The 23,211-nt window shown below is 62.5% G+C and carries 21 protein-coding genes; 11 read left to right on the forward strand and 10 right to left on the reverse strand.

Going from position 1 to position 23,211, the window contains the following annotated elements; all coding sequences use genetic code 11:
- Window positions 1-3 precede the first annotated feature (3 nt).
- From J2858_RS18865 to J2858_RS18885, 5 genes are read left to right on the forward strand one after another with little or no spacing between them, the layout of a single operon-like run.
- The gene (locus J2858_RS18865) at window positions 4-1,413 is read left to right on the forward strand and encodes an amidase (protein WP_210106399.1); all 1,410 of its coding nucleotides are present in this window, start codon (window positions 4-6) and stop codon (window positions 1,411-1,413) included.
- The gene (locus J2858_RS18870) at window positions 1,410-2,939 is read left to right on the forward strand and encodes an ABC transporter ATP-binding protein (RefSeq protein WP_210106400.1); all 1,530 of its coding nucleotides are present in this window, start codon (window positions 1,410-1,412) and stop codon (window positions 2,937-2,939) included. The genes J2858_RS18865 and J2858_RS18870 overlap by 4 nt, the downstream gene beginning before the upstream one ends.
- The gene (locus J2858_RS18875) at window positions 2,929-3,978 is read left to right on the forward strand and encodes an ABC transporter permease (protein WP_210106401.1); all 1,050 of its coding nucleotides are present in this window, start codon (window positions 2,929-2,931) and stop codon (window positions 3,976-3,978) included. Before J2858_RS18870 ends, J2858_RS18875 begins: the two co-directional genes overlap by 11 nt.
- Window positions 3,975-4,919, forward strand: coding sequence for an ABC transporter permease (locus J2858_RS18880; protein ID WP_210106402.1), 945 nt, complete (start codon window positions 3,975-3,977; stop codon window positions 4,917-4,919). The genes J2858_RS18875 and J2858_RS18880 overlap by 4 nt, the downstream gene beginning before the upstream one ends.
- Before the next feature lie 15 nt (window positions 4,920-4,934).
- The gene (locus tag J2858_RS18885; RefSeq protein WP_210106403.1) at window positions 4,935-6,224 is read left to right on the forward strand and encodes an amidohydrolase family protein; all 1,290 of its coding nucleotides are present in this window, start codon (window positions 4,935-4,937) and stop codon (window positions 6,222-6,224) included.
- Window positions 6,225-6,417: 193 nt separating this feature from the next.
- Here J2858_RS18885 and J2858_RS18890 read toward each other — a convergent pair whose 3' ends face one another.
- A complete protein-coding gene (locus tag J2858_RS18890) occupies window positions 6,418-7,155 on the reverse strand; it encodes a BA14K family protein (RefSeq protein ID WP_210106404.1) in 738 nt (245 codons plus the stop codon).
- Between the two features lie 191 nt (window positions 7,156-7,346).
- Between J2858_RS18890 and J2858_RS18895 the strand changes: the two genes are divergently transcribed.
- The 6 genes from J2858_RS18895 to J2858_RS18920 all read left to right on the forward strand — a co-directional run bounded on the left by J2858_RS18895 (window position 7,347) and on the right by J2858_RS18920 (window position 14,486).
- The gene (locus tag J2858_RS18895; RefSeq protein ID WP_210106405.1) at window positions 7,347-8,327 is read left to right on the forward strand and encodes a DMT family transporter; all 981 of its coding nucleotides are present in this window, start codon (window positions 7,347-7,349) and stop codon (window positions 8,325-8,327) included.
- A gap of 191 nt (window positions 8,328-8,518) precedes the next feature.
- Window positions 8,519-9,826 carry a sn-glycerol-3-phosphate ABC transporter substrate-binding protein UgpB gene (ugpB, locus tag J2858_RS18900; protein WP_210106406.1) on the forward strand — a complete coding sequence of 436 codons (1,308 nt, stop codon included), beginning with the start codon at window positions 8,519-8,521 and terminating at the stop codon, window positions 9,824-9,826.
- Between the two features lie 64 nt (window positions 9,827-9,890).
- Window positions 9,891-10,772 (forward strand): sn-glycerol-3-phosphate ABC transporter permease UgpA, encoded by an 882-nt coding sequence (ugpA, locus tag J2858_RS18905; RefSeq protein WP_210106407.1) that lies wholly within the window; start codon window positions 9,891-9,893, stop codon window positions 10,770-10,772.
- A gap of 9 nt (window positions 10,773-10,781) precedes the next feature.
- Window positions 10,782-11,630 (forward strand): sn-glycerol-3-phosphate ABC transporter permease UgpE, encoded by an 849-nt coding sequence (ugpE, locus tag J2858_RS18910; protein ID WP_210106408.1) that lies wholly within the window; start codon window positions 10,782-10,784, stop codon window positions 11,628-11,630.
- Window positions 11,630-12,673: a sn-glycerol-3-phosphate import ATP-binding protein UgpC gene (locus J2858_RS18915; RefSeq protein WP_210106409.1), complete on the forward strand. Its 1,044-nt coding sequence runs from the start codon at window positions 11,630-11,632 to the stop codon at window positions 12,671-12,673. Before ugpE ends, J2858_RS18915 begins: the two co-directional genes overlap by 1 nt.
- A 169-nt stretch (window positions 12,674-12,842) precedes the next feature.
- Window positions 12,843-14,486, forward strand: coding sequence for a Na/Pi cotransporter family protein (locus J2858_RS18920; protein ID WP_210106410.1), 1,644 nt, complete (start codon window positions 12,843-12,845; stop codon window positions 14,484-14,486).
- 11 nt (window positions 14,487-14,497) lie between these two features.
- Here J2858_RS18920 and J2858_RS18925 read toward each other — a convergent pair whose 3' ends face one another.
- The 9 genes from J2858_RS18925 to J2858_RS18965 all read right to left on the reverse strand — a co-directional run bounded on the left by J2858_RS18925 (window position 14,498) and on the right by J2858_RS18965 (window position 23,211).
- Window positions 14,498-15,634 carry an alpha-D-ribose 1-methylphosphonate 5-triphosphate diphosphatase gene (locus J2858_RS18925; RefSeq protein ID WP_210106411.1) on the reverse strand — a complete coding sequence of 379 codons (1,137 nt, stop codon included), beginning with the start codon at window positions 15,632-15,634 and terminating at the stop codon, window positions 14,498-14,500.
- 47 nt (window positions 15,635-15,681) lie between these two features.
- Window positions 15,682-17,175: a phosphonate ABC transporter, permease protein PhnE gene (phnE, locus tag J2858_RS18930; RefSeq protein ID WP_210106412.1), complete on the reverse strand. Its 1,494-nt coding sequence runs from the start codon at window positions 17,173-17,175 to the stop codon at window positions 15,682-15,684.
- A gap of 10 nt (window positions 17,176-17,185) precedes the next feature.
- Window positions 17,186-18,148, reverse strand: a complete 963-nt coding sequence (gene phnE / locus J2858_RS18935) for a phosphonate ABC transporter, permease protein PhnE (RefSeq protein WP_210106413.1) — start codon at window positions 18,146-18,148, stop codon at window positions 17,186-17,188.
- A gap of 103 nt (window positions 18,149-18,251) precedes the next feature.
- On the reverse strand, window positions 18,252-19,160 hold the full coding sequence (gene phnD, locus J2858_RS18940) for a phosphonate ABC transporter substrate-binding protein (RefSeq protein WP_210106414.1): 909 nt from the start codon (window positions 19,158-19,160) through the stop codon (window positions 18,252-18,254).
- An 84-nt stretch (window positions 19,161-19,244) separates the two neighbouring features.
- Window positions 19,245-20,102 carry a phosphonate ABC transporter ATP-binding protein gene (gene phnC / locus J2858_RS18945; protein ID WP_210106415.1) on the reverse strand — a complete coding sequence of 286 codons (858 nt, stop codon included), beginning with the start codon at window positions 20,100-20,102 and terminating at the stop codon, window positions 19,245-19,247.
- Window positions 20,103-20,219: 117 nt separating this feature from the next.
- Complete coding sequence (locus J2858_RS18950) at window positions 20,220-20,834, reverse strand: DapH/DapD/GlmU-related protein (RefSeq protein ID WP_210106416.1); 615 nt, start codon at window positions 20,832-20,834, stop codon at window positions 20,220-20,222.
- On the reverse strand, window positions 20,831-21,538 hold the full coding sequence (phnL, locus tag J2858_RS18955) for a phosphonate C-P lyase system protein PhnL (protein WP_210106417.1): 708 nt from the start codon (window positions 21,536-21,538) through the stop codon (window positions 20,831-20,833). The genes J2858_RS18950 and phnL overlap by 4 nt, the downstream gene beginning before the upstream one ends.
- 12 nt (window positions 21,539-21,550) lie before the next feature.
- Window positions 21,551-22,327, reverse strand: a complete 777-nt coding sequence (gene phnK, locus J2858_RS18960) for a phosphonate C-P lyase system protein PhnK (protein WP_210106418.1) — start codon at window positions 22,325-22,327, stop codon at window positions 21,551-21,553.
- The gene (locus J2858_RS18965) at window positions 22,324-23,211 is read right to left on the reverse strand and encodes an alpha-D-ribose 1-methylphosphonate 5-phosphate C-P-lyase PhnJ (RefSeq protein WP_210106556.1); all 888 of its coding nucleotides are present in this window, start codon (window positions 23,209-23,211) and stop codon (window positions 22,324-22,326) included. The genes phnK and J2858_RS18965 overlap by 4 nt, the downstream gene beginning before the upstream one ends.

The raw sequence follows: 23,211 nt of genomic DNA on the forward strand, positions 1-23,211 counted from the left end.
ACAATGCACGCCGATGCAACCGCGCTGGCCGAGGCGATCGCAACAGGCCGCCTCTCCAGCCGCGAGGCCATGCAGGCTTCCATCTCTGCCGCGTCCGCCTTTGAGGGGCTGGGCGCGGTCACCTATCTGGATGGGGCAAAGGGGCTGGAGGCGGCGGCCGCCATCGACGCGCTGCCGCACGGTTCGCCGGAACGCGCAGCGATGGCGTTTGGCGGCGTGCCCACGCTTGCCAAGGATCTCGGCGGGCCGTTTGCGGGCTTTCCGGTGGTGGCGGGATCGCGCCTGATGGCGCGCCGGGGCGGACATGTCGATTCCGACCTCGCAAGCCGCTTCCGCAAGGAGGGCCTGTGCGTTTTCGGCCTCACCACCAGCCCCGAATTCGGCCTTGCGCTGTCGAGTGAACCGGATATCGGGCCGGTCTGCCGCAATCCGCTCGATCCGGCCCGCACGGCGGGCGGGTCCAGCGGCGGCGCCGCCGCAGCCGTTGCCGCCGGCATCGTCGCCATTGCCCATGCGACGGACGCGGGCGGTTCGATCCGCGTGCCGGCCGCCTGCTGCGGTCTTGTCGGCCTCAAACCCAGCCGCGGGGCAATGCCCGCCGGCCCCAGTTTCGGCAATCACCTTGGCGGCCTTGCAAGCGAGCTTGCCGTTGCCCGCTCCGTACGCGACATCGCCCGGCTGTTTTTTGCCACAAGCGGCAACGCCCATGGGCCGTTTGCACCCTTTGTCCCGACGCCTGCAAAAGAGGGCACGCTGCGCATCGGGCTTCTGACCGATACCGGCCACCGCTATCCGACCGACCCGGAGCGCAGCTCCGTTATAGAAGAGGCCGGCCGGGCCCTCGAGGCGCTTGGCCACCAGCTGGTGCCCATCGATTTCTCCGCGATCGAGCAGGCGGTTCTGAGCAGCGACAAGGCCTTCGTCGATATCGCAAGCGCCAATCTTGCCAATACGATTGCGACATTCAATCTCGATGCGTCAAAGACCGAAACGCTGACGCAGGCGGTGATTGAACGGGGCCTGCGCCTGTCTGCGACCGACCTGTCGGGCAGCCAGAACGCCATGGTTCTCTCAAGCCGCGATCTGTGGAGACTGTTTGAAGACATCGACTGCCTGCTGTGCCCGATCCTGTCGTCGGCGCCGCTGCCGATCGGCTCCTTCCCGAGCGATCATGGTGACACGGATCTTCATTTTTCACGCATGGCGCGCTTTGCGCCGCTTGCAACGCTTGCCAATGCCTCCGGTTTCCCGGCGATCACCCTGCCTTACGGGTCAGACGGTGACGGACTGCCGCTGCCGGTGCAGATCATGGCGTCGATGGGCGCAGAACCGCTGCTCATCGAGCTTGCGACCCTTCTCGAGCGCGACGAACGCTTTGCGCAGCGTTTCCCCATTGCCGGATTGACAGCATGACGTCCCCCATCCCAGTGCTCGACATCGTTGGCGTCAGCAAGCGGTTCGGCAGCAATCTTGCCAATGACGATATTTCGCTCTCGCTCGCCAAGGGCGAGATCCTTGCGCTGCTCGGGGAAAACGGTGCCGGCAAGACGACGCTGATGAGTATCCTCTTCGGCCATTACGTGCAGGACAAGGGACAGGTGTTGATCGATGGCGTGGCGCTGCCGCCGGGCAAGCCGCGCGCCGCCATTCGCGCCGGCATCGGCATGGTCCATCAGCATTTTTCGCTGGCGGCCAACCTGACCGTGCTCGAAAATGTCACCACCGGCACGGAAAGCCTGTGGTCGGTCGCCTCGCGCCGCAGTGAGGCGCGCGAAAAGCTGCTGGCGATCTCCAGGCGGTTCGGCCTGACGGTCGACCCCGATGCGCGGCTGGGTGACCTGTCGGTCGGCGAGCAGCAGCGAGTGGAGATCCTGAAAGCACTCTACAACGACGCGCGCATCCTTGTGCTGGATGAACCGACGGCCGTTCTCACGCAGGTGGAAGCCGAAACGCTGTTTGCAACGCTGAAGGACATGGCAGCGCAGGGGCTTTCGCTCATCTTCATTTCGCACAAGCTGGACGAGGTGATGGCGGCGGCCGACCGGATCGTGGTGCTGCGCGGCGGCCGCCATGTGGCAGAGCGCCGGGCAAAGGACACCAGCAAGGCCGAGCTTGCCGAACTGATGGTGGGACGCACCGTCACGCGGCCGGTGCGCGAAGCCTCCACTCCGGGCGAAATCGTTCTGGAAGCGGCTGCCGTTTCGGTGCGCGCCCAGGGTGTGGATGTTCTCAAAGCGGTTGATTTTCGTCTTCGCGCCGGAGAGGTGCTCGGTATTATCGGGGTCTCCGGCAATGGGCAGGGCGCTCTGGCGCAACTTCTCTCCGGCACGCTGGCGCGAACGAGCGGCGATTTGATACTGTTCGGCACGCCCGTCGAGGATCGCCTTTCGGTGGCAGACGTCGTTGCAAGCGGCATCGGGCGCATTCCCGAAGACCGCAACCGGGAAGGGGCCATCGGCGAGATGGCGATCTGGGAAAACGCCATCCTGGAGCGCGTGGCCGACTATTCGCGCCGCGGTCTGGTCGATCGCAAGGCCGGCAAGGCGTTTGCCAGCCGCATCATCGATCAGTTCGACGTGCGCGGTGGAACACCCACCAGTCGCACCCGGCTCCTGTCGGGCGGCAACATGCAGAAGCTCATCCTCGGGCGCAATCTTATCAACCGTCCGCGCATATTGCTTGCGGCGCAGCCGGCGCGCGGGCTTGACGAAGGGGCGGTCGCCGCCGTCCATGAACGCATTCTGGAAGCGCGCCGCGCCGGAACGGCGGTCCTGCTGATCTCGGAAGACCTCGACGAGGTCATGGCGCTGGCCGACCGCATCCAGGCGATTGTCGGCGGCAGGCTGTCGCCGCCGATCACGGCGGAGGAGGCCAGCGCGCAAAAACTCGGCCTGATGATGGCCGGTGAATGGCAGGCGGAGCAGACACATGCGGTTTGAGCGGCGCGAACATCGACCCCTCGCACTGGTCCTCCTGACGCCGGTGATGGCCATCGTGGCAGCACTTGCCCTGTCGGGCATTCTGATCGCGATTGCCGGTGCTCCGGTTCTCGAAGCCTATTGGCGCATTCTGACCGGCGCGTTCGGTTCGCGACTGTCGACCACAGAAACGCTGACCCGCGCCACGCCGCTGATGCTGACGGGCCTTGCCGCAGCCGTCGCCTTTCGGGCACGGCTGTGGAACATCGGCGCCGAAGGCCAGCTTTATCTCGGTGCAATTGCAGTGGCGGCGGCAAGCTCGCATCTTCTCGGCGGACTTCCCGCGGCCATCCAGATCCCGGCGCTTCTGGCGATCGGGGCGCTTGCCGGCATGCTGCTGCTCCTCGTGCCGCTCTGGCTTCGCCTGCGCTTCTCAGTCGATGAGGTGGTGACGACGCTGCTTTTGAATTTCGTCGCCGTGCTCTTCGTCTCGATGCTGATCGATACGGTCCTGAAGGACCCGACGGCATTCGGCTGGCCGCAGTCGCAATCGGTGGCAGACGCCGCCATGCTGCCAAAGCTCCTGGCGCGCTCGCGCCTGCATATCGGTCTTGGCCTTGCCGTCGTCCTGGCCTTCATCCTGCAATTCGTGCAGCAGCGCACGGTCTTTGGACTTCGGTCGCGGGCGGCCGGCCTCAATCCGGCAGGTGCGGTCTTTGCCGGGGTGCCGCTCGGGCGCACGCTGGTCGTGGTGGCCTGCATTTCGGGCGGCCTTGCGGGCCTGGCCGGTGCCGTGGAAGTCATGGGCGTCAAGGGTTACGTGACGACCGACCTTTCTCCCGGTTACGGCTATTCCGGCATCGTCGTTGCGATGCTCGCCAATCTCAATCCGCTCGGTGTCGTGCTGGCGGCGCTGTTCACGGCCACCATGTTTGTCGGGGCAGACGGCATGAGCCGGGCCATGCATATTCCGAGCTATATTGCCGATGTGACGGTGGCGCTGTCGCTGCTCACCATGCTGACCGCGATCTTCTTTACCCAGTACAGGATCCGCCGATGAGTGCCGTCCTCGACATACTGGCCTCTGCCGGGCTTTGGGCCGCGGTGCTGCGCATCGCAACGCCGCTTATTCTGGGAACGCTCGGGGCGCTTCTGTGCGAACGATCCGGCGTTCTCAATCTCGGCATCGAAGGCATCATGACATTCGGCGCGATGATCGGCTGGCTTTCGGTCTATAATGGCGCGGATCTCTGGACCGGTTTTCTGATTGCAGCCCTGGCCGGCGGCCTGTTTGGAGCGCTGCACGCGCTTTTGACCGTAACGCTCGGGCTCTCCCAGCATGTGTCGGGCCTCGGCGTCACGCTGTTTGCCTCCAGTTTCAGCTATTATGTCTTTCGACTGGCCGTCCCCGTCGCCGGTTCGCCGCCGACCATCGTACCGTTCAAGCCGATCGCCATCCCCGGCCTTAGCGATCTCCCCTTCATCGGTCCGGCCTTCTTCGTCCAGACGCCGCCGACCTATCTCGCCATATTGCTTGCGCTTCTCCTCGCCTATGTGGTGTTTCGCACCCCGCTTGGCCTTGCCATCCGCATGACAGGGGAAAATCCCCATGCAGCGGAAGCGCAGGGCATCAACCCAATGGCTGTGCGTTATGGCGCGGTCATTGCGGGCTCTGCCCTGATGGGCATGGCCGGCGCCTTCCTGACGCTGTCGGCCTTCAACAGTTTCTTCCCGACCATGGTGCAGGGACGCGGCTGGATCTGCATCGCGCTCGTGGTGTTTTCCTCCTGGCGTCCGGGCCGGGCGCTGGTCGGAGCGCTGCTCTTTGCCTTTTTCGACGGCTTCCAGCTGCGCCTGCAGACCACGCTCGGCGGCGCCGTTCCCTACCAGCTTTTCCTGATGATCCCCTATATCCTGTCCATCGCGGCACTTGCGGTGATGGCGCGGCGCGCGCGCGTGCCCCAGGCCCTGATGCAACCCTACAGGCGCGGCGAGCGCTGAACGAAGGACGTCTTGATGTTCGACCTCATCATCCGCAATGCCAACCTGCCCGATGGACGCCAGGGCTTCGACATCGGCCTCTCCGGCGGCAAGATTACCGCCATCGAAAAGACCCTCGACGCTGTCTGTGGCGAAGAGATCGACGCCACTGGCCGCCTTGTCAGCCCGCCCTTCTGCGATCCGCATTTCCACATGGATGCAACGCTGTCGCTCGGCATGCCGCGCATGAACGTCTCGGGCACATTGCTGGAAGGCATTGCGCTCTGGGGCGAACTGCGCCCGCTTCTGACGAAGGAAGCGCTGGTGGAACGGGCGCTGCGCTACTGCGATCTCGCCGTCTCGCAGGGCCTCCTGTTCATCCGCAGCCATGTCGATACATCCGACCCGCGCCTTGTGACGGCCGAAGCGCTGATCGAGGTGCGCGAACGGGTGGCGCCCTATATTCAGCTTCAGCTGGTGGCGTTCCCGCAGGATGGCTATTACCGGGCCGAAGGCGGCGTGGCCTCGCTTGAGCGGGCGCTCGACATGGGCATCGACATCGTCGGCGGCATTCCACATTTCGAGCGCACCATGGAGGAGGGGCGCATGTCGCTCGAGGCGCTCTGCCGGATCGCGGCCGAACGCGGCCTGCCGGTCGATATCCACTGCGACGAGACCGACGATCCGCTGTCGCGCCACATCGAGACGCTGGCAGCCGAAACCATCCGCCACGGCTTGCAGGGACGCGTTGCCGGATCGCATCTCACCTCCATGCATTCCATGGACAATTACTATGTCTCCAAGCTCATCCCGCTGATGGCCGAGGCAAAGATCAACGTCATTCCCAACCCGCTCATCAACATCATGCTGCAGGGCCGCCACGACACTTATCCGAAGCGGCGCGGCATGACGCGCGTCCGCGAACTGATGGCTGCAGGCCTCAATGTCTCCTTCGGCCAGGATTGCACGATGGACCCGTGGTATTCGATGGGCTCGGCCGATATGCTCGAGGTCGGCCATATGGCCATTCACGTGGCCCAGATGGGTGGGCTTGACGACAAGAAGCAGATTTTCGATGCCCTCACCGTCAATTCCGCAAAGACCATGGGGCTGGAAGGCTATGGCCTGGAGATCGGCTGCAAGGCCGACCTCATCGTGCTGCAGGCGGCCGACGTCATCGAGGCGCTGCGGCTGAAGCCGTCGAGGCTCTATGTGGTCAAGGGCGGCAAGGTGATTTCCCGCACGGCACCGCGCATTGGCGAATTGTTCCTCGACGGCCGCCCCAAATCCATCGACAGCGGGCGCGATTACGTCCCGAAATACTAAACTAAGGAATGGCTTGGCTCGGGTGTGGGGAAGGGAAGCGCCGCGCCCGGGTGCAAGCCACTCTTAATGAACGGGTGGGCGCGACGCTTCATCCGGTCAACGACCGAGGTGCGCGTGGGGTTCCAGCACCTGTCGCCTCAATAGCAGGAGGTTGGGGCGCTTGTTTGGCGGGCACAGTGCAGAGAGCATGGCCTTACTGACACTGGACTCGCGGGCCACCGCCATAGGGCTGGTAGGTGTTGTCTTCTGCCGAGTAGGAGCGGTAGCGGGTCGAACAGGACTGCGCATGATCCGCCGTCACAAAGCCGGTTGAACCTTCAAGACTTGCCTGTTCCACCTGCGGCTCCAGTTCGCCGGCCACCTCCGAGCGCGGGAAATTGTCATCGGCAAAGCTGTCATGACCTTCGGGCGGGGGAGAGGTCGGCTCGTTGGCAGCAACCGTTTCTGCGGCCTTGGCAAGGAAGGGCGAGACGCACTCCCGCCGCCCGCCGCTATAGGCCGTATAGCTGTTGTCGCGCGGGCGGTAGGAACGGTAACGGTTCGCGCACCATTCCAGATGCGCCTCGTTGAACGCAGGTTCCGTCTGCGTCTCCATGGCGGTTTCCGACACGTCTGTCGTGGCGACAGTTCCGGATGCGGCCTGATCTGTATTCGTGCCTTCGCGGGAGGAGACAAGGGTGGCTACCACCTCTCCATCTGCGCCGGAAGCCGGGACCTCGGAGGCCACCTGCACGCCCGGAACGCGTTCCAGCGTGTTGCGTGCCGGATCGACGCGCACCGGTTCACTGGTCCACAGGCTTGCCACGTCCGAGCCGCCAAGTCGCCTCGGCGTTTCGTCGGTATGCAGCAGGAAGGTTGCAACGAAAAGACCCCCGATAAAGGTCATCAGGGACAGTCCGAGGCTTGCAAAAAGCGTAAAGACGCTCTTCATGGCTATGCTCCGCAATTCGATTTCGGAAAGGAATGCGAAGGTCGGGAGCCGGTTCCTCAAAAAAACAACGGACGATTGACGGAACATTTGCGGGAACGGATTAAACCGGTACCGGATTACAGTTAAGGCGGGGGCGTTGGGGCCTTGTCCTGCATTTGGCGCCCTTGGCGGTGGCCGTGACGAGGTACTTTATGTCTGCCTTCAACGAGATCCGCGATGCCGACGGCAAGCAGACGAATGATGCCGGTGACGAGCCCGCAACGCCCCTGCCATATGTTCGGGAGCCGATGATCAACAAGGGGCGGGCGGCGGTGATGATGATGATCGCCGTGACGCTGTTTGCCTTCCTTGACAGTTCAGCCAAGATTGCCGGTGCTGCAGTTCCCTCCCTCGAACTGGTCTGGTTCCGCTTCGTCGTGCATTTCCTGCTGGTCGCGGTCATCCTCAATCCCTGGTGCGCGCCTGAGACCTGGAGAACCGGACATCCGAAACTGCAGACCCTTCGCGCACTGATCCAGATCGTCTGCACGGGCCTCAATTTTCTGGCGCTCAGCCAGTTGCAGATCGCCCAGACCCTGTCGATCCAGTTCACCGGCCCGGCCTTCATCACGCTGTTGTCGATCGTGTGGCTCGGCGAAAAGGTGGGGCGCTACCGCTGGACGGCAATCGCCATCAGCTTTATCGGCGTGCTCGTCATCACCCAGCCGAAGCTTGACGGCATCGAGCCGGCTTTTGGCGTCATGCTTTTGTCCGTCATGATCGGTGCCAGCTACTCCATCCTGACGCGACGCCTGGCCGGCAGTGAATCCCCCGGCAGCATGCTTTTGATCATGGCCGGCCTGCCGGCGCTTCTGCTGACGCCGCTGATGCCGTTCGTGTGGGTGTGGCCGGCGCATCCTTCCACGTGGTTTGCGCTCTTCGCCACCGGCGCGTTTGGTGCGCTGGCGCATTATTTCTACATCGGGGCCCACCGGCTGGCGCCCGCCTCGTTCCTGGCGCCCTTGCAGTATTTCCAGTTCCTGGCGGTTCTGGTGCTGGGCTTTATCGTCTTCGGCGATGTTCCGACGCTGTCCACCTTCCTCGGCGCCGCCATCCTCATCGGGTCCGGGCTCTACATCTGGCACCGCGAACGGGTTCTGGCGCGGGCTGCCACACGTTCCGCGGCCGCTTGACGCACAAAACCATCATCATGTGGAAAAGCGTGTGATGACAAGGTGTTGCATGCAATAAAATGCACAGCTGTGCATTCTTGCTCTTCTCTTGTCTTCAATTGCCTTCTAAAAGAGGGGCGTGGTCAGGGAGGATCATGGCGCGCGACGCGATGTCGCCACTGACTAGAACCGACAATAAACGGGAGGAAACCATGTCTTTCGGCAAAATTCTTGCGAGCACGACCGTATCCGTCGTGGCGATGATGTCTGCGTCCCAGGTACTGGCCGCTACGGAACTGCAATGGTGGCACGCCATGTCGGGTGCCAATAACGAGGTTGTCGATACCCTTGCCAAGGAATTCAACGCCAGCCAGAGCGAATACAAGATCGTTCCGGTCTTCAAGGGAAGCTATCCTGAAACGCTGAATGCCGGCATCGCCGCCTTCCGCGCCAAGCAGGCACCCGCCATCCTTCAGGTGTTTGACGCCGGCAGCGGCGTGATGATGGGTGCCGAAGGCGCCGTCATGCCCGTCGCCGACGTTTTGAAAAAGGGTGGCTTTACCTTCGACAAGGCCAATTACCTCGCCGGCATCGCCGCCTATTATTCCAAGCCCGACGGCTCCATGCTGTCCTTCCCCTACAATTCGTCTTCGCCGGTGATGTACTACAACAAGGACACATTCAAGAAGGCTGGCCTCAACCCCGACGAAGCGCCCAAGACCTGGCCTGAAGTGTTCGAAGCGGCCAAGAAGATCAAGGCGAGCGGCGCCAGCGCCTGCGGCATGACCTCCACCTGGCTCACCTGGATCCAGACCGAGAACTTTGCCGCCTGGAACAACGTGTCCTATGGCACCAATGAAAACGGCCTCGGTGGCACCAAGGTGGAACTGAAGGTCAATGCGCCGCTGTTCGTCCAGCATTTCCAGGCCCTGGCCGATCTCGCCAAGGACGGCACGTTCCGCTACGGCGGCCGCACCTCGGAAGCCAAGCAGCTGTTCACCTCCGGCGAATGCGGCATCCTGACGGAATCCTCCGGTGGTCTTGGCGACATCATCAAATCCGGCATGAACTACGGCATCGGCCAGCTGCCCTATTATCCGGGCGAAGGCCGTCCGCAGAACACCATTCCCGGCGGCGCCAGCCTCTGGGTCTTCGGCGGCAAGTCGGATGCGGAATACAAGGGCATCGCGCAGTTCTTCAATTTCCTCTCGCAGACGCCGATCCAGGCGCGCCTGCACCAGGTGTCCGGCTACCTGCCGGTGACCATGGCGGCTTATGAAGACACCAAGAAGTCCGGCTTCTACGAAAAGAACCCGGCCCGTGAGACGCCGATCCTGCAGATGATGGGCAAGGCGCCGACGGAAAATTCCAAGGGCGTGCGTCTCGTCAACCTGCCGCAGGTTCGCGACATCATGAACGAGGAATACGAGGCGCTTCTCGCCGGCAAGCAGGATGCCAAGACGACGATGGACAAGATCGTCGAGCGCGGCAATGCCGCCATCAAGCAGGCCCAGCGTTAATCCACCCTCCTCGTCAGCCCGGCGGCCTTCGGTCGCGGGCTGACGTCAGAACAGGACAATCGCCGTGCAACGCGTTGTGTTTCCAAACAAGGTGCTCCCCTATTTCCTGGTGGCGCCGCAAATCATCCTGACGGTGATTTTCTTCTTCTGGCCGGCAAGCCAGGCGCTGTATCAATCGATGCAGCGCGAGGACCCCTTCGGCCTTTCAAGCGGCTTTGTCGGCCTCGACAATTTCCGCTTCGTGCTGTCGGATGAGAATTACCTGCATTCGCTGCAGGTGACGGTCATCTTCAGCGCCGCAACCGCCATCCTCGCAATGGTTGTCGCCCTGATGCTGGCAACCGCTGCCGACCGGGTGGTGAGGGGAAAGGGCTTCTATCGCACCATGCTGATCTGGCCTTATGCGGTGGCGCCGGCCGTGGCCGGCATGCTGTGGCTTTTCATGTTCAATCCGTCCATGGGCACGTTCGCCTATATCCTGCGCCGCAACGGCATTGCCTGGGATCCGCTTCTGAACGGCGATCAGGCCATGGTGCTCGTCGTCGTCGCGGCCGCCTGGAAGCAGATCAGCTACAATTTCCTGTTCTTCGTCGCCGGCCTCCAGGCCATTCCAAAATCGCTGATCGAGGCCGCCGCCATCGATGGCGCCCGCGGTGCCCGCCGGTTCTGGACCATCGTGTTTCCGCTTCTGGCCCCGACGACCTTCTTCCTGCTCGTTGTCAACACCGTCTATGCCTTCTTCGACACGTTTGGCATCATCCATGCGGTGACCGGCGGCGGGCCTGCCAAGGCCACCGAAACGCTCGTCTACAAGGTTTATAACGATGGTTTCGTCAACCTCGACCTCGGCTCGTCGGCGGCACAATCGGTCATCCTGATGATCATCGTCATTGCCCTGACGGCCTTCCAGTTCCGCTTCGTCGAGAAGCGCGTGCATTATGCGTGAGGACAGATCATGATTGAAAGACGTCCAATCGCCGGCCTCCTCGGTCATTTCATGCTGATCATCGGCATCATCATCGTGGCCTTCCCGATCTATTACACCTTCGTGGCCTCCACGCTGTCGTCGGGGGAAATCCTGCGCCCGCCGATCTCGCTTCTGCCCGGCAGCCATCTCGTTGAAAACTATTCGACGGCGATCAATGGCGGCGTCGAGCGCGTCTCCGGCGTCAGCCTCGAACGCATGCTGTGGAACACCTTCGTGGTGGCCATGGCGATTGCCATCGGCAAGATCCTCATCTCCTTCATCTCGGCCTATGCCATCGTCTTCTTCCAGTTCCCGTTCCGCATGGGCTTCTTCTGGATGATTTTCGTGACGCTGATGCTGCCGGTGGAGGTGCGCATCCTGCCCACCTACAAGGTGATCGTCGATCTTGGCCTCATCGATACCTACACGGGCCTTACTCTGCCGCTGATGGCCTCCGCCACCGCCACGTTCCTGTTTCGCCAGTTCTTCCTGACGATCCCCGGCGAACTCGTCGAGGCTGCCCGCATCGACAATGCCGGCCCCTTCCGCTTCATGAAGGATATCCTGCTGCCTTTGTCGCGCACAAATATCGCAGCGCTCTTCGTCATCCTCTTCATCTACGGCTGGACGCAGTATCTGTGGCCGCTGCTGGTCACCAACGACGCGCAGATGGCGACGATCATCATCGGCCTTCGCAAGATGGTGGATTTCGCCGACGCTTCTACCCCCTGGAATTATGTCATGGTCACGGCGATCCTCGCCATCATCCCGCCGATTCTGGTGGTGGTTCTGATGCAGCGCTGGTTCGTGAAAGGCCTTGTGGAGACTGAAAAGTAATGGCCAAGATCACCCTCAACAATGTCCGCAAGACCTATGCCGGCACGGTGGAAACCATCAAGGGCGTCTCGCTCGATATCGCCGACGGCGAACTGCTGGTGCTTGTCGGTCCCTCCGGCTGCGGCAAGTCCACACTTCTGCGCATGATTGCCGGGCTGGAAAGCATCACATCCGGCGAAATTTCTATCGGAGACCGCGTCGTCAACACGCTGGAACCGTCCGAGCGCGATATCGCGATGGTGTTCCAGAACTATGCGCTTTATCCGCATATGACGGTCTACCAGAACCTGGCCTATGGCCTGAAAAACCGCAACACGCCGGCTGATGTGATCGAGGCACGCATCAAGAAGGCGGCGACGACGCTCGAAATCGAACAGTATCTGGAGCGCAAGCCGCGCCAGCTCTCCGGCGGCCAGCGCCAGCGCGTCGCCATGGGCCGCGCCATCGTGCGCGAGCCCTCGGCGTTCCTGTTCGACGAGCCTCTGTCCAACCTCGACGCAAAACTGCGCGTTCAGATGCGGGTGGAAATCAAGCGGCTGCAGCGGGCGCTTGCCACCACCAGCGTCTATGTCACCCACGACCAGATGGAAGCGATGACGCTCGCCGACCGGCTGGTGGTGCTGAACGGCGGCCACATCGAGCAGGTGGGCACGCCGATCGAGCTGTACGAGAAGCCGGCGACAACCTTCGTCGCCACCTTTATCGGTTCGCCCTCGATGAACCTTCTGGACCGTGCCCGCGGCGGTTTCGACCTCTCCGGTGTTCCGGAGGCGGCAACCATCGGCATCCGCCCGGAAGACCTGAAGGTGGTCAGCGATGGACAAGTCGCGGGCTATGCCTTGCGCGCGGACGTGACCGTCGGCGCCGTGGAACTCGTGGGCGCCGAAAGCTATGTCTATGGCAAGCTGTCGTCCGGACAGGACATCGCATTTCGCGTCTCCGGCCGTTCGCAGATCGAGACCGGCGCGCAGATGACGGTTGCGGCACATAGCCACGACATCCATCTGTTCGATGCAGGCGGCGCGCGTCTTGCCGGCCATTGATCGCTGACCGGGCGACCATCATGTCGCCCAGTCACCCGCCTATGACGGGTTGGCGAAATCGGAATGTGGCAGTTCGTGGCAATCTGCCTGTAAACCGTTTGCAGAGACCTTAGCCTGCATACTCCTGTGCCGGGAGGAGAGCAGCGGAGAAACGAGAAAGGCCGGAGGGATGAGCTCAACCGCCGTCATGATCAACCTGTTCGGAGCCGTGGCCCTGCTGCTGTTCGGTCTGTCGCAGGTCAAGGACGGCGTGTCGCGGGCTTTTGGCGCCCAGCTTCGCACGGGCCTTTCCACGGGGACGCGCAACGGGTTGCGATCCTTCGTCTCCGGCCTCTTCGCCACGATTGCGCTGCAAAGCTCGACGGCCACCGCGCTGATGACTGCCTCCTTCGTGGAACGGGACCTCATCCGGCCGCGCATGGCCCAGATCGTCCTTCTCGGCGCCAATGTCGGCACCGCCATCACCGCCTGGATCGTCGGCTTTGGCATCGGCTGGCTGTCGCCGCTCCTCATCCTCGTCGGCATCGGCTTTCACCGCAGCAGGGCCAGCAACCGTCAGGGGCTCGGGGCTGCGTTGATCGGCATCGGCATCATGCTTCTGTCGCTGCACCTGATGAGTGCGGCGACCGAGCCCTTGCGGGAATCGCAGGCGCTCTTTGCCTTTATCGGCCTTCTGGACAATGCCTGGCCGGTCGCCTTTGCGCTTGCGGCTTCCATCGCCTTCCTATCCTCGTCCAGCCTTGCCGCAGTGGTTCTCATCCTCTCGGTTGCCGCAACCGGTGCGGTTCCGACGGCGCTGATCCTCGTCCTCGTGCTTGGGGCAAATTTTGGCGGTGCCATTCCGCCCTACATGGCGTCGCTTTCGGCCGCGTCCTCTGCGCGCCGCGTCACGCTTGGCAATCTCATCGTGCGCGGCATCGGCTGCCTGCTGGTACTGCCGCTTGCCGGCTACGGTGCCATGCTTCTGGAAATGCTGCCGACGCCCGGTGCCATGCTGCCGGTCGATGCGCATCTGGCCTTCAACCTGGCGCTTGCCCTGGTGGCCTGGCCCTTCTCAACCTTGCTGTCCGGCTGGATGGCGCGCCTGATCCCGGAAGAGGTGCGGCCCGATCTTGCGCCAAAATTCCTCGACCGCGAGGAACTGTCGAGCCCCGTCGTTGCACTGACCAGTGCCACGCGCGAGGTGCTGGGCGTCGGCGATCTCATCGAGCGTATGCTGATGAAGACATCGGATGCCTTCTCCCAGAACGATCTCTCCCAGCTCACCGAGGTGGCGCAGCTGGAACACCGCGTCGATACGCTGCAGCAGGAGGTGAAGGTCTATCTCTCCATGCTCTCGCGCGTAGGCCTCAGCGAAGACAACAGCCGCCGCTCGATCCACATCATCGACTATGCCATCAACCTGGAACACATCGGCGACATCATCGAAAAGGGCCTGTTGCCGCAGGTCGTCAAGAAAATCTCGCTCGGCCTCAAGTTCTCCGACGACGGCTATGACGAATTGATGCGGCTGATGACGCTTACCATCGACAACCTGCGCGTGGCGCAGACGATTTTCGTCACGCGCGATTTTGACCTTGCCCGTCACATGATGGAGGTGAAGGTGGAGGTGCGGCGGATGGAGAAGGAATCCGCCGAGCGCCACCTCAAACGCCTTCAGGACGGCCGGCTGGAAAGCCTGCAGACCAGCTCGCTGCATCTCGATCTTCTGCGCGACCTGAAGCGCATCAATGCGCATATCGTCTCTGTCGCCCATCCGATCCTGGACGAAAGCGGCCTTCTCGTGGAAAGCCGCCTTCGCGCCTCGCAGTAAACCTGTGCGGCTCAGGCCACGCGCTGCCCTTCGCGCCAGACGGAGCGCACGACCGGCACACCGTCCGTGCGGCGAACCCGCACGAGATCGGCGCGAAGGCCGGGCGCAATGCGGCCACGATCGTCAAGGCCGACGGTGCGCGCCGGCGTTGCCGTCACCATGGCAAGCGCTTGCGGCAGCGTCAGGCCTTCGATGTCGTCTGACAGAACGAAAGGGGCGTGGAGCAGGCTGAACGGCACGTAATCCGAAGAGAGCACGTCGAGCACACCCCGTTCGGCGAGATCGCGCGCCGCAATATTGCCGGAATGCGATTTGCCACGCACCACGTTCGGAGCGCCCATCAAGACGCTCATGCCGGCCTTGTGGGAGGCATCGGCGGCATCGAGGCTGGTCGGGAACTCGGCCAGCCGGACACCGTAGCCGACAGCCTCTTCGACATGGTCAAGGGTCGCATCGTCGTGGCTTGCGATGGTAATGCCGCGGCGATGGCAGAGCGCTGCCAGATGATCGCGGTGCGGGCCGGAATAGCGCGCCGAGGATTCCTGCCGGCGCGCCACGAAGCGCTGGAATTCCTCGTCCGACAGGCCGCGCTTGCTTTTGTAATAGAGCGTGTAGTGCTCCATCGTCTGGAACTGACGCTGGCCCGGCGCATGGTCCATCAGCGACACAAGCCGGACAGCCGGGTCTTCCTCGAAATCGGCGATATGCTCCAGCACGTCGGCGGAGGATACCTCGCAGCGCAGGTGCAGCAGATGGTCGGCACGCAGCCGGTCTTCCTGTTGCGCCAGATGGATCGCATCGGCCATGTCGCGCATCTCGCCGGGGCGAAAGCCGCCGTCCTCGTCCGAGCCCATGCGCAGGCAGTCGAAGACCGTGGTGATGCCCGAGGTGACGACCTGCGCATCATGCGACTGGATGGCGGAAATCTTGTTCCAGCGCACGCCCGGACGCGGCGAATAATGGGCTTCCAGATGGTCCGTATGCAGTTCCACCAATCCGGCAATCAGATAATCGCCCCCGAAATCCTCGCCAAGCGCGCTCGATCCTTCCGCGATATCGGCAATCTTGCCGTCGGCGATCCGGACACTGCCTTCGATGAGGCGGTCTTCGAGAACGATTCGGGCGTTGGACAGAATGATTTCGGGCATGACGGTTTTTCCAGATGCAGGTGGCGCAGGCCGCGCCGGTCAAAAAGTCAGTGGTTGCGCTTGCCGATGAGGCGTGAGCGCAGCGCGTTGGAGATGGCGTCGAAGATGAAGACGACGATCAGGATGAGGATCACCATGTAGGCGACGTTCTTCCAGTTGGTGTTGGTGCGCATCGCTTCCCAGAGCTTGAGACCGATGCCGCCGGCACCGACCGCCCCGATAATGGTGGCCGAGCGGGTGTTGCTTTCCCAGAAGTAGAGCGCCTGGCTGGCAAAGACCGGCAGGACCTGCGGCAGGACACCGAAACGCTGCACGGCAAGCGGCGGCGCGCCAACGGACTTGATGCCTTCACGCTGCTTGTCGTCGATGTTTTCGAGCGCTTCCGAATAGAGTTTTCCAAGCGTGCCGGTGTCGGTGAAGAAGATCGCCGAAATGCCGGCGAGCGGCCCGGGGCCGAAGGCGCGGGTGAAGAACAGTGCCCAGATCAGCATGTCGACCGAGCGCTGGAAATCGAAGAAGCGCTTGACCAGCTGATTGACGGGACGGTTGAGCGTGATGTTGCGCGCAGCGATGAAGCAAAGCGGAAAGGCGACGACAGAGGCAAGCAGCGTGCCGACAAAGGCCATGACGATGGTCTGGAACAGCTTTGTCCAGACATCGAGATGCTGCCAGGATGGATTGTAGAGAATATTGTCGATGGCAAGCGACAGGTTGCTCTGGGCCGGATCCAGCCGCTCGTCGGAGCGGATCAGCGTGAGAACCTCGCTCAACGGCTTGCCGAAATAAGGCGAGTCGATGTCGAACAGAAAACCCGGCCAGCCGAGATAACGTTTGTGGACGATGACCGCATCGCTGCGCACCTCCGCCCAGCCGGAAAAGCCGAAAGCGACCACGATCTTTTCGCCCGGCGCGCGCTGCGTTGCCCACGCGGGAAGCGGGCCGGATGCCCGCACGCTGTCTCGGCCAAGCGAAATGGCAAGCGTTTCACCGGAGCGGGTGATGGTGACGCCGGGCGGTGCCACCTCGATCGTGGCGTCCGGGGTCATTTTCACCACCGCATGGGTCACCACCTCCTCGCTCACCGTCTGGCTGGCGGGCGCTGCGTCACCGGTTCCGATCGGAGCCGGGGCAGGCGCCATGAAGGAGAAAGTGGAGGCGGGTGCGGAAGGCTGGGCTGCGGCAGCAGGGGCGGTGATCGTGCGGGTGATCGTTTCCCGCTTCGCCTGCAGCCAGTCCGGGTTCGGATTGGGGCCGATCGGATCGAAGCGCGAAAATTCCACCTTCATCGTGGCATCATCCCGGATCGCAATCGTCGGGCGCTCCTCATAGGAGACCCAGTCGGCAAGATAGTTGCCGGCAATGGTCCAGTTGGCCGAGGACATCACCTGCGGGACGGAAAACAGCCAGGAGCAGAAGGCGAGGTAAAGAATGCCGCTGGTGAGGATCAGCGGGATCCGGAACCGGCTCCAGACGGAGGCGGTGACCAGATGCGGATGGCGGGCGGCAACGGCGTCGAGATCGGTGGCGGACAGGCTCTGCATGGTCAAATCCTCACACGACCGGACGGAAGGCCTGATCGCCCACCAGCTTGCGGCGCAGCCAGGCGGACAGCTGGTCCACGGCGATGATGGTCAGCAAAAGCAGAAGCACGATCGCAAGCGTCTTTGCCTCATGGCCGCGGGTGATCGACAGGCGAAGCTGCTCGCCGATGCCGCCGCCGCCGACCGCACCGATAATGGTGGAGGCGCGCACGTTGATCTCCAGCCGCAACAGGAAATAGCTGACGAAATTCGGCATGACCTGCGGCACCATGGCAAACCACACGCGCTCGATCCAGCTGGCGCCGGCCGCCTTCAACCCCTCGTCGGGACGCATGTCGGCGTTTTCGATGACCTCGAAGAACAGTTTGCCGAGCGCTCCGATGGTGTGGATGGAGACGGCAATCATCGCCGGGATCGGCCCGAGCGACAGGATGGCGAGAAAGAAGCCGGCGAGCACGATCTCGGGAAAGGCGCGCAGGATTTCCATGAACCGGCGCACGGGGCCGCGGATCCAGACGTTCTTCATCATGTTGCGCGCGGCAAGGAAGGACAGGATGGAGCCGAAGAAGAACCCGATGATGGTGGAGGCGAGCGCAATGTTCAGCGTCTCAGCCATCTTGTAGAAATATTCCGGAATGTAGAGGCTCTGAGTGATATAGTAGCGCCCGTCCGGGTAATCATATTGCAGGCTGCCGTCGAAATAGGGCGAGGGCAGATCAAACAGCGCCCGCCAGATTTCCATGCCGTCACGCGGAACGAGCATTTCGACAAAATCAAACAGGTGCGGCAACCGGTCGATGAACTTGCCGGAATTGCTGTCATTGGCAAACCACAGCGATCCGGTCAGCGCGACAAACAGCACAGCAAGGCTGAGGATGGTGTAACGGCGACGCCCGCGCGCCAGAACCTGCCAATGGGCCTCGATCTGGGCGCCACGTTCTCCCAGAGGGGCATGGGTCGGGCTGGTCTGCATTCTGGGAACTACCATTGGCTGGGGGGTGTGCTGGACTGTCACAGCGGATCAGCCGCCGGAGGATAAGGCTCCGGCGACTGGAAGAAGTCGAGGCGCGCGCCGATCAGCCGCCGATGGTTGCCTTGCGGGCGTCGATGATCGGCTTGTAGAAGCTCTCGTTGACTTCGGCGAAGCCCTTGAAATCGCCGCCTTCGATGGCCGAGAAGCACTTGGGATCCGTCTTCGGCAGCGCCATCATGTAGGCGGTCAGCTTCTTCTTCATGTCGGCCGAGAGCGACGAACGAACGACGATCGGGCCGTTCGGGATGAGCGGCGACTTCCACAGCTCGACGAGGTCGTCCATGTTGACGATGCCCTTGTCGGCCATCTTCTTCAGGTTGCCCGAGGTATAGCCGTCCTTGAAATTGCCAACGCCCGAACCGAAGGTCGTGCCGGCATCGAACGTGCCCTTCAGCACTTCGAGAACGAGGTTTTCATGGCCGCCGCCAAAGCCGGTGGAGCCGACATATTCCTTGACCGGCTTGCCACCAAGAGCGGCCGGCAGCGTCACCGTCGGGATCAGGTAGCCGGAGGTGGAGTCCGGATCGGCAAAGCCGAGCTTCTTGCCCTTGATGTCGGTGACCTTGGTCATGCCGGAATCCTTGCGGGCCACCATGATCGAGTAGTAACCCATCGAGCCGTCGGTCTGGACGGTCGTCAGGATCGGCTCGATAGCCTTCGGATTGGAGAGATAGGCCTTGGCATAGCCGGAAGCGCCGAGTTCTGCGTAATCGAGCGTGCCGCCCAGGAGGCCCTGGATGACGCCGTCATAATCGGCGGCCGGGAAGAGCGAAACCTTCTCGAAGCCGAATTCCTGCTTCAGGTGATCGACCAGGCACTGGTTGTTGCGCAGACGGTCGGCTTCGTTTTCGCCGCCGATCAGGCCGATGCGGAATTCCTTGACGTCCTGGGCATGGGAAGCGCCGGCGAGCGACAGAAGTGCGACGGCGGCAAGAAGGGTCTTCTTCAACATGAGTTCATCTCCTGTGAGAGCGGAATGCGTGAATAGCTTTCAAGAACGTCTTGCCCTTGACGCGGGCTGGCGATCGGGTCGGAACTAGGCGCCGGCTTGTGCGAGCGACCTGTGCTCCGGGGATGGCGTGTCTGCGGCGCCGTGTGCGGCCGCTGGAATGTTGATGCTGGTCGAGGTCATGCTTTCATCGATGCCGGTGCCGTCCTTGTCGGCGCCGTAGATCTCCTGCACGGCCGCGGCCGTCAGTTCTGACGGCTTGCCGTCAAACACCACGCGACCGCGCGCCATGCCGATGATGCGTTCGCAATAGCTGCGCGCCGTATCCAGCGTGTGCAGGTTGGTGATCACGGTAATGCCTTCGCTCTCGTTGATGGCGCGCAGGGCATCCATGACAATCTTGGCGTTCAGCGGATCGAGCGAGGCAATCGGCTCGTCCGCCAGAACCATTTTCGGCGATTGCATCAGCGCACGGGCAATGGCGACACGCTGCTGCTGGCCACCGGAGAGCGTGCCGGCCGGCTGCAGCGCGGTCTGCTCGATGCCGAGGCGCTCCAGCGCTGCAATCGCCATCAGCCTCTCCTCGCGGGTAAAGATGTTGAGGATGCTGAGCGTCGTGGAGCGATGGTTGAGGCGTCCAAGCAGAACGTTTGTGAGAACGTCCAGGCGCGGCACGAGATTGAACTGCTGGAAGATCATGGCGCAATCGCGCTGCCAGTCGCGCAGCGGCTTGCCCTTGAGTTTCGAGACATCCGTGCCACCAAACAGGATGTTGCCCGAGGTCGGATCGGCCAGCCGGTTGATCATGCGCAGCAGCGTCGATTTGCCGGCGCCGGAGCGTCCGATGACGCCGACCATCTGGCCGGAGGGAATATCGAGGGAAACAGCGTCGACGGCGGTATTCTTGCCGAACGTCCGCGTAACGTTGATCAGTCTGAAGTCCATCGTCTTTCCCTTGCGCATCATGCTCTCGGACCATCGCTAGCGCAGCAGTGTAAAGCGCGAATGTCGGATTTGTGTAGGTTCTGTGAAGCCTTTCAAGTTGTTGATCAGAAAAGGGAATCATGTGTATTTCTGGAGAAATTCTTCAGCCGTCAGCGCCCGAAAATCGGCAAGCGCTGCAAAAAGCCGGTCATGGTCCCAGTCCCACCAGGCAAGGGCTGCCATGCGGGCGGCAATGTCTGCGGGAAAGCGTTCGCGGATGAGCTTTGCCGGCACGCCGCCGACAATCGTATAGGGTGCGACGTCCTTGGAAACGACGGCGCCGGCGCCAATCACCGCGCCATTGCCGATGGTAACGCCCGGCAGGACGGTCGCGCCATGGCCGATCCAGACATCGTGGCCGATGGTGATGCGATTTTCGCGCCGCCAGTTGAAGAAGTCATGTTCGTCCTCGGCACCCTCGAAATAGCTCGCGGCCCGATAGGTGAAGTGATGCAGTGTTGCCCGCCACATCGGATGATTGGTGGCGTTGATGCGCACGGCAGCGGCAATATTGGCGAACTTGCCGATGGTGGCGCACCACACGGCGCCGTCGCGCTCGATATAGGAATAGTCGCCCATCTCCACTTCGGAGAGACGGCAGCGTTCGCCGACTTCCGTATAGCGGCCAAGCGTGGTGTCGCTGATGGTGGCACCATCATGGATCAGGGGTTGAAGGCCAAGCTTCTTGCTCATGCGGCAGCCTTCCGCGGAGAAAATGCGGTGACGTCGAGGATGCGGTCGGCAACGGCTTCGCGCACTTCCTCATCATGGAAAATGCCGAGAAGTGCGACGCCGGCCGCCTTCTTGGCCTCGATCATAGAAACAACAACCTTGCGGTTGGCCGCATCGAGCGAGGCCGTCGGCTCGTCCAGCAGCAGGATTGCGTGGTCGGTGATGAAGCCGCGGGCAATGTTGACGCGCTGCTGTTCGCCGCCAGAAAAGGTGGCCGGCGGCAGTTGCCAGAGATCGCGGGGAAGGTTCAGCCGGGCGAGCAGGTCTGCGGCGCGTTCACGCGCTTCCTCTGCTGCGACGCCGCGGGCAACAAGCGGCTCTGCCACCACATCGAGCGCCGAAACACGCGGCACGGTGCGCAGGAACTGGCTCACGTAACCGAGCGCCGAGCGGCGGACATCCAGCACCACGCGCGGATCGGCGCTGGCGATGTCGATGGTTTTGTCCGCATGGGTGATCAGGATCTGGCCTGAATCCACGGCATAATTGCCGTAGAGCATTTTGAGGATCGAGCTTTTGCCGATGCCGGAGGGGCCGCCGAGCACGACGCATTCGCCGCTTGCAACCGAGAAGGAGACATTGGCGACCACGGGCAGCTTCAGCCCGCCGCGCAGGTGCATGGTAAAGCTCTTGGCGACTTCGGAAACGATAAGGGGCGTGGGCATGGAGTTTCTCCGTCACACTTGCAGGATCGAGGAGACGAGCAGCTGCGTATAGGGCTCGCGCGGATCGTCGAGGACACGGTCGGTGAGGCCCTGTTCGATGACATGGCCGTCCTTCATCACCATCATCCGGTGTGAGAGGAGACGCGCGACCGCCAGATCATGCGTGACGACGATGGCGGAGAGGCCGAGATCGTTGACGAGACCGCGCACGAGATCGAGAAGGCGCGCCTGCACCGAGACATCCAGCCCGCCCGTGGGTTCGTCCATGAAGACGAGGCGCGGCGAGGTGACGAGATTGCGGGCAATCTGCAGGCGCTGGCGCATACCGCCGGAAAAGGCGCGCGGCTGGTCGTCGATACGATCCTGCGAGATTTCCACCCGCTCCAGCCATTCCGTTGCCGTCTGGCGAATGCGGCCATAATGGCGGTCGCCGACGGCCATCAACCGTTCACCGACATTGGCGCCGGCCGACACGGTCATGCGCAGGCCATCCGCCGGGTTCTGGTGGACGAAACCCCAGTCGGTGCGCATGAGGAAGCGTCGTTCCGCCTCGCTCATGCGGTAGAGATCACGGTATTCGCCGTCGCGCATATGGTATTGCACGCAGCCGGTGGAGGGCATCAGCCGCGTTGACAGGCAGTTGAGCAGCGTCGTCTTGCCGGAGCCGGATTCGCCGACCACCGCCAGCACTTCGCCCGGCCACAGATCAAACGACACCGCACTGCAGCCGATGCGGCTGCCGTAGAATTTGGAGAGGTCGCTGACCTTCAGAAGCGGGTTCGCGCTCATTCCGCAGCCTCCTGGCTCTGGCCCAGCATCTCGCCGACATGGCCATCGGCGCGCCGTGTTTCGCAATAATCGGTGTCGGAGCAGACGAACATGCGCCCGCCCCGGTCATCCAGCACCACCTCGTCCAGATAGACATGGCGGGCGCCGCAGAGCGCGCAGGGCTTGTCAAAGCTCTGCACCTCGAACGGATGGTCTTCGAAATCGAGGCTGACGACATCGGTAAACGGCGGCACCGCATAGATGCGTTTTTCGCGGCCGGCGCCGAAGAGCTGCAGGGCTTCCGAGCGGTGCATTTTCGGATTGTCGAATTTCGGCGTCGGCGAGGGGTCCATCACATAACGGCCGGCAACCTTCACCGGATAGGCATAGGTGGTGGCGATGCGGCCGTGGCGGGCGATATCCTCGTAGAGTTTGACATGCATCAGGCCGTATTCTTCGAGCGCATGCATCTTTCGCGTTTCGGTTTCGCGCGGTTCGAGGAAGCGCAGCGGTTCCGGGATCGGCACCTGATAGACGAGCACCTGACCTTCCCGCAGCGTGTCTTCAGGGATACGGTGACGGGTCTGGATGACGGTCGCCTCGCCCGTATGGGTGGTGACGGCGACATTGGCGACTTTCTGGAAGAAGGCGCGGATAGAGACCGCGTTGGTGGTGTCGTCGGCACCCTGGTCGATGACCTTCAGCACATCCTGCGGTCCGAGGATGGCGGCCGTCACCTGCACGCCGCCGGTGCCCCAGCCATAGGGCATCGGCATTTCGCGCGAGGCGAACGGCACCTGGTAGCCGGGAATGGCAATGGCTTTCAGGATGGCGCGACGGATCATCCGCTTGGTCTGTTCATCCAGATAGGCGAAATTATAGGCGGCAAGTTCGGTTGCTGGCAT

This window comes from Neorhizobium galegae, from assembly GCF_017877135.1.
GTDB classification, from domain to species: domain Bacteria; phylum Pseudomonadota; class Alphaproteobacteria; order Rhizobiales; family Rhizobiaceae; genus Neorhizobium; species Neorhizobium galegae_A.

Bases quoted from the DNA above. Each gene is read 5' to 3' on its own strand.
- J2858_RS18865 (WP_210106399.1), top strand. From the start codon at position 4: ATGCACGCCGATGCAACCGCGCTGGCCGAGGCGATCGCAACAGGCCGC.
- J2858_RS18870 (WP_210106400.1), top strand. From the start codon at position 1,410: ATGACGTCCCCCATCCCAGTGCTCGACATCGTTGGCGTCAGCAAGCGG.
- J2858_RS18875 (WP_210106401.1), top strand. From the start codon at position 2,929: ATGCGGTTTGAGCGGCGCGAACATCGACCCCTCGCACTGGTCCTCCTG.
- J2858_RS18880 (WP_210106402.1), top strand. From the start codon at position 3,975: ATGAGTGCCGTCCTCGACATACTGGCCTCTGCCGGGCTTTGGGCCGCG.
- J2858_RS18885 (WP_210106403.1), top strand. From the start codon at position 4,935: ATGTTCGACCTCATCATCCGCAATGCCAACCTGCCCGATGGACGCCAG.
- J2858_RS18890 (WP_210106404.1), bottom strand. From the start codon at position 7,155: ATGAAGAGCGTCTTTACGCTTTTTGCAAGCCTCGGACTGTCCCTGATG.
- J2858_RS18895 (WP_210106405.1), top strand. From the start codon at position 7,347: ATGTCTGCCTTCAACGAGATCCGCGATGCCGACGGCAAGCAGACGAAT.
- ugpB (WP_210106406.1), top strand. From the start codon at position 8,519: ATGTCTTTCGGCAAAATTCTTGCGAGCACGACCGTATCCGTCGTGGCG.
- ugpE (WP_210106408.1), top strand. From the start codon at position 10,782: ATGATTGAAAGACGTCCAATCGCCGGCCTCCTCGGTCATTTCATGCTG.
- J2858_RS18915 (WP_210106409.1), top strand. From the start codon at position 11,630: ATGGCCAAGATCACCCTCAACAATGTCCGCAAGACCTATGCCGGCACG.
- J2858_RS18920 (WP_210106410.1), top strand. From the start codon at position 12,843: ATGAGCTCAACCGCCGTCATGATCAACCTGTTCGGAGCCGTGGCCCTG.
- J2858_RS18925 (WP_210106411.1), bottom strand. From the start codon at position 15,634: ATGCCCGAAATCATTCTGTCCAACGCCCGAATCGTTCTCGAAGACCGC.
- phnE (WP_210106412.1), bottom strand. From the start codon at position 17,175: ATGCAGAGCCTGTCCGCCACCGATCTCGACGCCGTTGCCGCCCGCCAT.
- phnE (WP_210106413.1), bottom strand. From the start codon at position 18,148: ATGCAGACCAGCCCGACCCATGCCCCTCTGGGAGAACGTGGCGCCCAG.
- phnD (WP_210106414.1), bottom strand. From the start codon at position 19,160: ATGTTGAAGAAGACCCTTCTTGCCGCCGTCGCACTTCTGTCGCTCGCC.
- phnC (WP_210106415.1), bottom strand. From the start codon at position 20,102: ATGGACTTCAGACTGATCAACGTTACGCGGACGTTCGGCAAGAATACC.
- J2858_RS18950 (WP_210106416.1), bottom strand. From the start codon at position 20,834: ATGAGCAAGAAGCTTGGCCTTCAACCCCTGATCCATGATGGTGCCACC.
- phnL (WP_210106417.1), bottom strand. From the start codon at position 21,538: ATGCCCACGCCCCTTATCGTTTCCGAAGTCGCCAAGAGCTTTACCATG.
- phnK (WP_210106418.1), bottom strand. From the start codon at position 22,327: ATGAGCGCGAACCCGCTTCTGAAGGTCAGCGACCTCTCCAAATTCTAC.
- J2858_RS18965 (WP_210106556.1), bottom strand. From the start codon at position 23,211: ATGCCAGCAACCGAACTTGCCGCCTATAATTTCGCCTATCTGGATGAA.